Source organism: Candidatus Eisenbacteria bacterium (assembly GCA_016867495.1).
Lineage (GTDB): Bacteria > Eisenbacteria > RBG-16-71-46 > CAIMUX01 > VGJL01 > VGJL01.
In genome coordinates this window covers 17,810-27,152 of sequence record VGJL01000021.1, presented here as the reverse complement: position 1 = coordinate 27,152, position 9,343 = coordinate 17,810, and the positions used below count along the sequence as shown (strand labels likewise).

Here is a 9,343-nt window from a genome sequence, read left to right as displayed (position 1 = left end):
TGGTTGTCGGCGCTTCCGGGGGCCGGAGAGGAAGGGGCGATCGCCGCCCTCACTTCGCCCGGCCAACAGAGGACGCAGACACTCGACAGGCTGCCCCTTGCCGGGACCGGGTTCCGCCACACCGTTCGTCTCCGCGGAGAATCGATGGCGCGATCCAGCCGTTCGGCCCTCGGCGCCGATGGCGCGGCGCGCGAACTGGCCGCGCGCGATCTCCTCTCGCGCGCGGACGAGAGCTACACGGAGGCCGGGGCGGCGGGAGGAGGCCGGGGACGGAGTTCGTTCGAGGCGGCCTTCTCTCGATCGTATCCCAAGCTCCCTCTGCGGCCCCGTCTGACCGGAGCCATCAGGGGGATGAACTACCTCGATGGCGCGCCGAGCGTCTTCACCGATGGCGAGAGACTGCCACGCAACGGGCTCGACGCTCTGGAGGTGCGCGGCCAGCTTCATCTCGACCCGGGGAAGGCGACGAGGATCACGGCGCTCTTCTATGGGGATGGGAGCCAGCGAGACCGCTTCCTCGAGGCTTTCCGGCGCAACGCGCCGCACACGCCCCGGGAAGACCGCGCATCGATCGCGGCCGGTCTGCGCGCGGTCCATGAGATCGGTGACGATCTCAGCATGGCCGGGACGCTGTCGATCCAGAGAACCTATCTGGCGACCGGAGATGGACTCCTCTTTGACAGAATCGGAGCTTACCGCTCCATCGAGAACCCCGGACCTGATGAAACGGGCCTTTACTGGCAAGGCGATGATCCATCCATCCCGGCCGACCAGGGGCACATATACAACTACTTCCGCAAGAACCTGCAAGTCGACCTGGCCGCCGGCATGGAGATCTGGCATCGTCCCGGCACCGCGAACGCCGCCGGCGCCGGACTCTCTCTGCGGAGAGGCTCCTACAGGAGCTACGAGCATCACAATCCTGTCCTGGGCGTCTCGGATGTGGACATGCAATCGATCGGCTACAGCGTCGATGGTGGAGCCCGCAGCGACGAGACGGGCCGCGAGCCCGGGAAGCCTCTGACTCTGGCGGCGTTTTCCTCGGCGCGCCGATCGCTTCCCGCCGCACTCGGAGAGGCCGAGGCGGGGTTGCGCCTCACCCTCTTCAAGCCGGGGCAGGAGCCGCTGCGGAGTCTGAGGAACCCGTTCGGAACGGCCGACGACCCCGGCAACTGGAAGGATCCCGCTCGCTACGCCAAGGAGAAGACCCGCACATCGATCGATCCCCGAGTCGCACTCACGCGCGCCCTGCATCCGAGGATCCGTCTCTGGCTCACGGGGGGACGCGAGACCTGGATCCCTCCTTCCGAGGCGATCTACTACAGTCCCATCTCGCTCGCCTTCGCGTCGATCGCTCCCGATCCAAATCGGCCGCCTCAGACGATCTACGGCAATCCGGCCCTCGAGCCCGAGAGGGCGTGGATCGGCCTGGCCGCTGTGGGGGCCCGCATAAGCAGGGCCTTCTGGCTCCGGGTCGGGCTGGAGGGCCGCAGGATCGAGGATGCCATCACGCCGCGGCTGATCGCCCAGGACGCGGGAGCGCTCCCGTTCTACGTCAACGACGGCAGGCGCGACCTCATCGGTCTCTCCGCTCGCGGGATCTGGGAACCGGTGACGGACATCCGGATCCGCGCCTCGTACGATCTATCGAGATCGAGAACCGAGACGCTCGAGCCCGAGCTGCTCGACGCCGGTTGGCACTCCGAGAACTTCCCGCTCGAAGGCATCGATCCCCGAGAGGGAAGCGCAGCCCCCTTGCTCGCCGGTGGAGACGACGCCTCGCGGGAGTTCTATCCGTCGCTCCGCGATCGCCGCCATCGCTTCTCCCTCGCTTGTGTCGCGCGGCCCGGCGCCTCCGTCTTCGGAAGCGACGGCTTCCTATCCCGCGACATCGAGATCTCCGCGCTGTTTCGGGCCGCTTCGGGAGGGAGATTCACCTGGAGCCAGATCTACTCGGCGGGCTTACTCACCGAGGAGGCCCTCGAGCGGCAACCGCAGGCGGCTGTCGGCTACGAGCCGAACGCCGGCAGGCTCCCATGGACGGGCCAGCTCGACCTGAGGATCGCCAAGACGCTCCGGGTCTTCAGCATCGCGTCCCAGGTCTGGCTCGAGGTCACGAATGTCACCGACAAGAAGAACACCCTTCGCGTCTTCCCCGCGACCGGCGAGGGGGACGACGACGGGTGGCTCGAATCGACGGAGGGTCGAAACGAAACGGCCGACCGAGGAGAGGAGTGGGCTTCTTCTTACCGGGAGCGGATTCGCGAGTCGGCGAACTTCGGCGAGCCACGCCTCTGGAGGGCGGGCCTGCGAGTCGAGCTTCGATAGATTCCCCGCGAGAGCCAATCGGCCGGGGAGAGTCCTTCCTGGAGCTACCTCAGAATCCGGGATGCGCCGCGTGATACTGGTCCTGAGATCCGGCGGAACGGCTGAAGCAGATGCCGGCGGCCAGATGGATCGAACCGTTCTTGGCGCGCCCGCCCGGCGCTAGCGAAAGAGAATCTTGATCCTGCCCCACGAGCGATCCTGGACCGCGGTGGGAGGGCAATAGAAGTACATGTGGCCCTCCCCGCCCAACTCCTGGAAGTAGTACGAGAAATCGGTCGGCGGCGTGCAGGGACCGGGGACGTCGCAGTATGCGTTCCATGCGGCCTGGCCGATGAAGTAGCGCTGGCCCGTCACAACGGGCGCGTCAGAGGCGATGACCAACCCGAGCCCCCATGGACAGCAGAAGGTGCACGTGGCGAACTCCAGGAAGAAGTCGATGACATAGATCGGATCGAAGGTCACAGACTGAGCGTCGACATAGGTTCCGTAGTGGGCGTCGGACTCTGGACCGTTACAACACCCCTCAGTGAACCTCCCGTACGCGATCACGGGGGGAATGGGGGTCGTGCCCACCTCGAGAACGAACTTGACCGTCGCCGACGTAACCCCTTCGGGGAGACTCGTCCTCAGGGTCCAGGGGCTTCCATCGTCATCGAAATCGAGCCAGATATACGTATCTGGAGGCTGCGCCTGCGCCGGAGAAGCCAGCGCCCACGCGATGAACAGGAACCCGAGCGGGACAAAGATGCGCGCGACCATGTTCCTCATGGCGTCCTCCGATGGGTGTGCGGGCCTCGTTCCCGACCGATCAAAATGGTAGCGCCATCTTGCGTCGGAAACAAGGTCGACCTGGATGGCCGCATGTGGACGAAGAAGTTCGTGGCCGATGGTAGGCTCTACGCTGTGCCCACCGCGCCCGACGACCCGGCGTGGCGCGGACGGCGCCTTCCCGGCAGGGGATGCGCTTCCTGGATCGACGGAGGATGGAGGACATCTTGATGGTCTCGGAACTGTCTCGTCTTGCGCGCACGCTTGCTCTACCGCTCATGTTCGCGGCTCTCGGCGTCGCATCGGCGGCCGGGCGATCGGCCGGCCAGGCCGCGGCGCCCGAGCCGCCGGACGCCTACCTCTGGCTCGAGGACGTCGATAGCGAGACATCCCTCCAGTGGGCACGCGCGCGCAACGACGAGTCCTCGCGCGCGCTCACGAACGATCCCGAGTTCGCGTCGCTCCGCGCCCGGCTCCTCGCGATCTATGACTCGAAGGACCGGATCGCCTACCCCGACAAGGTCGGAGACTACTTGTACAACTTCTGGACAGACGAGACCCACGTGCGCGGGATCCTGCGGCGGACGTCGATGGAGTCCTTCCTGTCCCCCACCCCTTCCTGGGAGACCGTGATCGACCTCGACAGCCTCGCCGCCGACGAGAAGGAAAACTGGGTCTACGGCGGCTACGATGTCCTCGAGCCCGACCGCGACCGTTGCCTGATTCGCCTCTCGCGCGGCGGCGGCGACGCGGCCGTCGTGCGCGAGTTCGATCTCGCCACCAAGACCTTCGTGAGCGAGGGGTTCAGCCTTCCGGAGGCGAAGTCCTTCACCAGCTGGAAGAGCCGCGACACGCTCTATGTGGGCACCGACTTCGGCCCGGGCAGCCTGACCGACGCCGGCTATCCCCGTCTTGTGAAGGAGTGGGCGCGCGGCACCCCGATCGCCGCGGCGCGGACGATCTACGAAGGGGTCGCCGCCGATCCGTACAACTACGCCTACCGTGTCCTCGAGCGCGGGGGGCGCGTCTACGACTTCCTGATCCACGCCATGTCGGCCTACGCGAACGAGACGTTCCTCCGGCGCGGAGCGGAGTGGGTCAGGCTCGACAAGCAGGACGATGCCGAGGTCCGGACCTTCGCCGATCAGATCCTCCTGACCCTCCGCTCCGACTGGACGACGGGCGGGCGCACCTACCCCGCCGGTTCCCTTCTCGCGATTCAGATCGAGCGCTTCCTCGCGGGCGGACGGGACTTCGCCGTCCTCTTCGAGCCGGGCGCGCGCCGCTCTCTGGCCGGCGTCGGCGGCACGTTGCACCACCTCATCATCAACGAAATGGAGAACGTGCGCGACCGCCACTACACCCTGACCCCGCAAGACGGATCCTGGATGCGCAAGCCGGTCGAGGGAACGACACTTGCCACCGTGGCGGTCTGGGGCGTGGACCCGTTGCGCTCCGACGACTACTGGATGCACGTCACCGACTTCCTCACGCCGACGACCCTCTCGCTCGGCACGATCGGCGCCGGCCCGCCGGCCAAGGTCCGGTCGCTGCCGTCCTTCTTCGATGCCGGCGGACTCAGCGTCGAACAGCTCGAGGCCGTCTCGGCCGACGGCACCCGTGTCCCCTATTTCCTCGTCGCGCGTGCGGGCATCCCCCGCGACGGATCCAACCCGACGCTCCTCTATGGGTACGGCGGCTTCGAGCAGTCCATGCAGCCGTTCTACGGCGGCAGCCTGGGCGTCGGCTGGCTGGAGCGGGGCGGCGTGTACGCCCTGGCGAACACCCGCGGCGGCGGCGAGTTCGGTCCGCAGTGGCACCAGGCGGCGATCAAGGAGAACCGGCAGCGCGCGTTCGATGACTTCATCGCGGTCGCGGAGGACTTGATCGCGACCAAGGTGACTTCGCCCGCGAAGCTCGGAATCGAAGGGGGATCCAACGGCGGCCTTCTCGTTGGGGTCGTCCTCGTGCAGCGGCCCGAACTCTTCGGGGCGGTAGTGAGCCAGGTTCCGCTCCTCGACATGCGCCGCTACCACAAGCTGCTGGCGGGAGCGAGCTGGATGGGCGAGTACGGCGATCCCGACGCGCCGGAAGAGTGGGCGTACCTGAGCAAGTACTCGCCCTACCACAACGTCCGCGCGGACGCGCACTACCCGCCGGTGCTCTTCACCACATCGACGCGCGACGACCGCGTCCACCCGGGGCACGCCCGCAAGATGGTCGCGAGGATGCTGGAGCAGGGGCACCGCGCGCTCTACTACGAGAACATCGAGGGGGGACATGCGACCGCATCGAACAATCCGCAGAGGGCGTTCATGACCGCCCTCGAATACAGCTTCCTCCAGAAGGAGTTGGGACTGCGCTGATCCGGAGCTGTCGCTCGGGCCAACGGTTCGAGGGGCGAAGATCGCATCCGCCGGTCTCGGAGTCGACCAGGCGCGCGGCGGGCGGTGATTGAATGTCGCGCCGGGAGGGGGGTAATCTCATGGCGGCCGCGAAACCGGAGGTGCTCGCCTTGGCAGACAGAGATCGCGTCGCGGGCGACTCGCGCCCCATCCCCTCTCGGAGTCGGATCGCCCGCGCATGCGCCGCCGCCGTCGCCTGCGCGCTCCTGCTCGCCGCCCCGGGGCGCGGCCGCGGGGATGTCCGTCAGCCGATCCTTGCCGGGAGCTGGTACCCGGGGGACGCCGCAGAGCTGCGCAAGGCCGTCGAGGCCTACCTCGGGCCCCCCGCAGCCGTGGAGCTTCCTCCCTCGGCCTTGATCGCGCCGCACGCCGGCTATCAGTTCTCGGGCGCGACGGCCGGCAAGGCGTTCGCGTCGGTGCGGGGCCGCTCCTACGACCGCGTCGTTCTCCTCGGACCGAGCCATCGTCTCGCCTTCAGCGGCGCGGCCCTGCCGGAGCACTCGGCGTGGCGCACGCCGCTCGGCGAGACGCCGCTCGACCAGAACGCCCTCGCTTCCCTCGCTGGACGGCGCGGCTTCCAGCGCCTTCCGGCCGCGCACGCCAAGGAGCACTCCCTGGAGATCGAGCTTCCGTTCCTTCAGGTCGCGCTCGCACCGGGGTTCAAGCTCGTTCCGATCGTCATCGGCCGCCTTGATGAGGAGACCCTCGCTTCGATCGGCGAGGCCGTGGAAGCTCTCCTCGGGCCCAGGGCGCTCCTCGTCGTCTCGTCCGATTTCACGCACTTCGGACCGAACTACGGCTACACTCCCTTCCGCGACGACATCCCGCGGAGAATCCACGATCTCGACAACGACGCGATCGGCGCGATCGGCAGGCTATCGCCCACGGAGTTCGACGACTACCTCTCACGAACAGGCGTGACGATCTGCGGCGCCGAGCCGATCCGCGTCCTGCTCGGGATGTACAGCGGAAAGCCTGTCAGGGCCTCCACACTCGGGTACGCCCGATCGGGAGATCTCATGGGGGACTTCACGAATTCAGTGAGCTACGTCGCCATGGCCTTCGCGACCGCGGACGAAGCGGCGGGGGGAGGAACGATCCGCGAGCCTGCGGGCGGCTCCACTCCCGGCCGGCCCAGGATGCTGTCGGAGAAGGAACAGGCCTTCCTTCTCGACCTCGCGCGCCGCACGATCGGCGCGGCCCTCCGGGGAAGCGATGCGCCGCCCGCCCGCGTTCCCGACGAGTTCGGAGAAGACTCGCCCCTCCACGAGCAGCGGGGCGTCTTCGTGACCCTCACGGACTCGGGCGATCTGCGCGGCTGCATCGGCAACATCGTCGGGACCGAGCCGCTCGTCCGGGGCGTGGCCCACCAGGCGATCAACGCGGCCTTCCACGATCCGCGCTTCCCGGCGCTCCGTCCCGACGAGCTTGCCGAGATCGAAGTGGAGATCTCAGTCCTGACGCCGCCGGTCCCCGTCCCCGGCTACGATGCGATCGAGGTCGGGAGGCACGGCGTCCTTCTGGAGAAGGACGGGCGCCGCGCGGTCTTCCTTCCGCAGGTCGCCCCGGAGCAGGGTTGGGACAGGGAGACGATGCTCCGGCACCTCTGCAGGAAGGCGGGGCTGGGTTCTGAGGAATGGCGCAGCGGGACGCAGTTCGAGGTGTTCGAGGCGCAGGTCTTCGAGGAGAAGCACAGCCGTTGAGGCGACGCGCTTTCCTGGGGATGGCCGCGGCGGCCGTCGCGGCGCGCTCATCCCCGGCCCGAGCCCTCGGCGGGCCGGGCAAGCGGGGCCTTGTCGCCGCGATCTCCTGCGACGGAGATCCGGCCGACTTCCTTCCCGGTCTGGACTCCGCGCTCGCCGCCATCACGGGCCTCGGCGGACCCGACACATGGAGGAGCCTCTTCGCTCCTGGCGATCGCGTGGCGATCAAGCTGAACTGTCTTTCGGGCGCCTCGCTGTCCCCCCGTCCTCCCCTGGTCGATGCCGTCGTGCGGGGAATCCGCTCTGCGGGCGTTCCGGCGGGCGCGATAGTCCTCTTCGACAGGACCTCGCGCGAACTCGAGCGGGCCGGCTACCCGATCGCGCGCGCCGCGGACGCCGTGCGCTGCTTCGGCACCGACGCCTTGCGCGGAGGCGGATACGAAACGGAGATCCGAGAGCACCGCTCGATCGGGTCGCTCTTCACGCGCATCCTCACCGAGCACGCCACCGTTCTGGTGAATGTCGGCGTATGCAAGGACCACGACCTCTCGGGCGTCTCCGCCGCCTGCAAGAACCTCTTCGGCCTGATCCACAACCCGAACCGCTACCACGCGAACCGCTGCGATCCCTATCTCGCCGACCTCCTCGATCATCCCGCGATCGCGCCGAAGCTGCGCCTCAACATCGTCGATGCGATCGACGCCCAGTGCCACGGCGGCCCCGCGCTCGCTCCCCCCTACCTGTTCAAGCCGCGGAAGATCCTGGTCTCCCTCGATCCGATCGCGATCGATCGGATCGCCTGGGAGATGATCGAGGCGGAGCGCGCCGCGCGAGGGATGCCGGCGCTGCGCGACGACGGGCGGGAACCGACATGGCTCGCCACGGCCGAGGGACGCGGCCTCGGGATCGCCGATCGTTCGCGGATCGCGGTGCGGGAGGTGGCCGCCTGATGGACCGCTCGCTCGGCCGGCGCGGTTTCCTCGCCCGCTGCGCGACGGCCGCGGGGGGACTCTGCGCTCTCGATCCCCTTCCACATTCAGATCAGCTCCCTCGTCCCGCGCTAGGCCAGGGACTGTTCGACTTCGCGCCCGCTGAGGACGGCGAACGGGAGGTCTCGGACGCTCCGGCGGATTACTGGGACTCGCTGAGCGGCGACCGCGCCGTCTGCCGCCTCTGCCCGCGCGAGTGCCGCGTAGCCGATCAGGAGCGCGGCACCTGCGGCGTGCGTATGAACGTCGGAGGCAAATACAGAACTCTCGTCCACTCCCGCGTCTGCGCGGCGCACATCGACCCGGTCGAGAAGAAGCCTTTCTTCCATGTCCTCCCAGGGGCGAAGGCGTTCTCGATCGCGACGGCCGGATGCAACATCCAGTGCCGGTACTGTCAGAACTGGGAGATCTCGCAATTCAGGCCGGAGCAGATCCCCAGCGTCGAGGTCCCGCCGGCGAGGGTGATCGAGACCGCCCGCGGCTCTTCCTGCCCGTTCGTGGCCTTCACCTACAGCGAACCGGTCGTCTTCTGGGAATACGTGCGGGACGTTGCGGACGCCGGGAACGCGCGCGGGGTGCGGAGCCTCGTCATCTCGAACGGATACATCCAGGAGAAGCCTCTCCGGGATCTCCTCCCCCGTCTGTCGGGCGTGAAGATCGACCTCAAGGGGTTCACGGAGTCCTTCTACCGCGACGTCTGCGACGGCGAGCTGAAGCCGGTCCTGCGGACCCTCGAGATCCTGAAGGAAACGGGAATCTGGTTCGAGATCGTCGTGCTGGTCGTGCCCACGCTGAACGATGACGAGGGATCGATGCGCGGACTCTGCGAGTGGGTCGCGCGAACTCTCGGCCCGGAGGTCCCCCTTCACTTCACGCGCTTCCATCCGATGTATCGCCTCCAGAATCTGCCGTCGACGCCCATCGGGACGCTGGAGAGGATCCACGGATACGCAAGAGAGGCGGGGCTTCACTTCGCTTACGTCGGGAACGCCCCGGGGCATCCCGCAGAGAGCACCTATTGCCCCGGCTGCGGGAAGACCCTGATCAAGCGCGTCGGTTACACAATCATGGAGACTGCCCTGAAGGGTGGATCGTGCTCGAGCTGCGGCCGGGCGATCCCGGGGCTGTGGACTTAGGCCCGCGGGGCGGA

At 67.8% G+C, this 9,343-nt stretch carries 6 protein-coding genes; 5 read left to right on the top strand and 1 reads right to left on the bottom strand.

From position 1 onward, the window contains the following. Nucleotides 1-144 precede the first annotated feature (144 nt). Nucleotides 145-2,328, top strand: coding sequence for a hypothetical protein (locus tag FJY88_04400; GenBank protein ID MBM3286575.1), 2,184 nt, complete (start codon nt 145-147; stop codon nt 2,326-2,328). A 159-nt stretch (nt 2,329-2,487) separates the two neighbouring features. Here FJY88_04400 and FJY88_04395 read toward each other — a convergent pair whose 3' ends face one another. Continuing rightward, a complete protein-coding gene (locus FJY88_04395) occupies nt 2,488-3,096 on the bottom strand; it encodes a hypothetical protein (GenBank protein ID MBM3286574.1) in 609 nt (202 codons plus the stop codon). Nucleotides 3,097-3,374: 278 nt separating this feature from the next. Here FJY88_04395 and FJY88_04390 point away from each other — a divergent pair, with 278 nt between their 5' ends. The 4 genes from FJY88_04390 (at nt 3,375) to amrS (ending at nt 9,329) form a co-directional block, all read left to right on the top strand. Then, a complete protein-coding gene (locus FJY88_04390; GenBank protein MBM3286573.1) occupies nt 3,375-5,462 on the top strand; it encodes a S9 family peptidase in 2,088 nt (695 codons plus the stop codon). Nucleotides 5,463-5,554: 92 nt separating this feature from the next. Further along, complete coding sequence (amrB, locus tag FJY88_04385; protein MBM3286572.1) at nt 5,555-7,204, top strand: AmmeMemoRadiSam system protein B; 1,650 nt, start codon at nt 5,555-5,557, stop codon at nt 7,202-7,204. Further along, nucleotides 7,138-8,154, top strand: a complete 1,017-nt coding sequence (locus tag FJY88_04380; GenBank protein MBM3286571.1) for a DUF362 domain-containing protein — start codon at nt 7,138-7,140, stop codon at nt 8,152-8,154. The genes amrB and FJY88_04380 overlap by 67 nt, the downstream gene beginning before the upstream one ends. Continuing rightward, nucleotides 8,154-9,329, top strand: a complete 1,176-nt coding sequence (gene amrS, locus FJY88_04375) for an AmmeMemoRadiSam system radical SAM enzyme (GenBank protein ID MBM3286570.1) — start codon at nt 8,154-8,156, stop codon at nt 9,327-9,329. Before FJY88_04380 ends, amrS begins: the two co-directional genes overlap by 1 nt. The last annotated feature ends 14 nt before the right edge of the window (nt 9,330-9,343 follow it).

What these genes read in the sequence shown, in the direction of transcription:
- FJY88_04400 (MBM3286575.1), top strand. Translation starts at nt 145, where the DNA reads ATGGCGCGATCCAGCCGTTCGGCCCTCGGCGCCGATGGCGCGGCGCGC.
- FJY88_04395 (MBM3286574.1), bottom strand. Translation starts at nt 3,096, where the DNA reads ATGAGGAACATGGTCGCGCGCATCTTTGTCCCGCTCGGGTTCCTGTTC.
- FJY88_04390 (MBM3286573.1), top strand. Translation starts at nt 3,375, where the DNA reads ATGTTCGCGGCTCTCGGCGTCGCATCGGCGGCCGGGCGATCGGCCGGC.
- amrB (MBM3286572.1), top strand. Translation starts at nt 5,555, where the DNA reads ATGTCGCGCCGGGAGGGGGGTAATCTCATGGCGGCCGCGAAACCGGAG.
- FJY88_04380 (MBM3286571.1), top strand. Translation starts at nt 7,138, where the DNA reads ATGGCGCAGCGGGACGCAGTTCGAGGTGTTCGAGGCGCAGGTCTTCGA.
- amrS (MBM3286570.1), top strand. Translation starts at nt 8,154, where the DNA reads ATGGACCGCTCGCTCGGCCGGCGCGGTTTCCTCGCCCGCTGCGCGACG.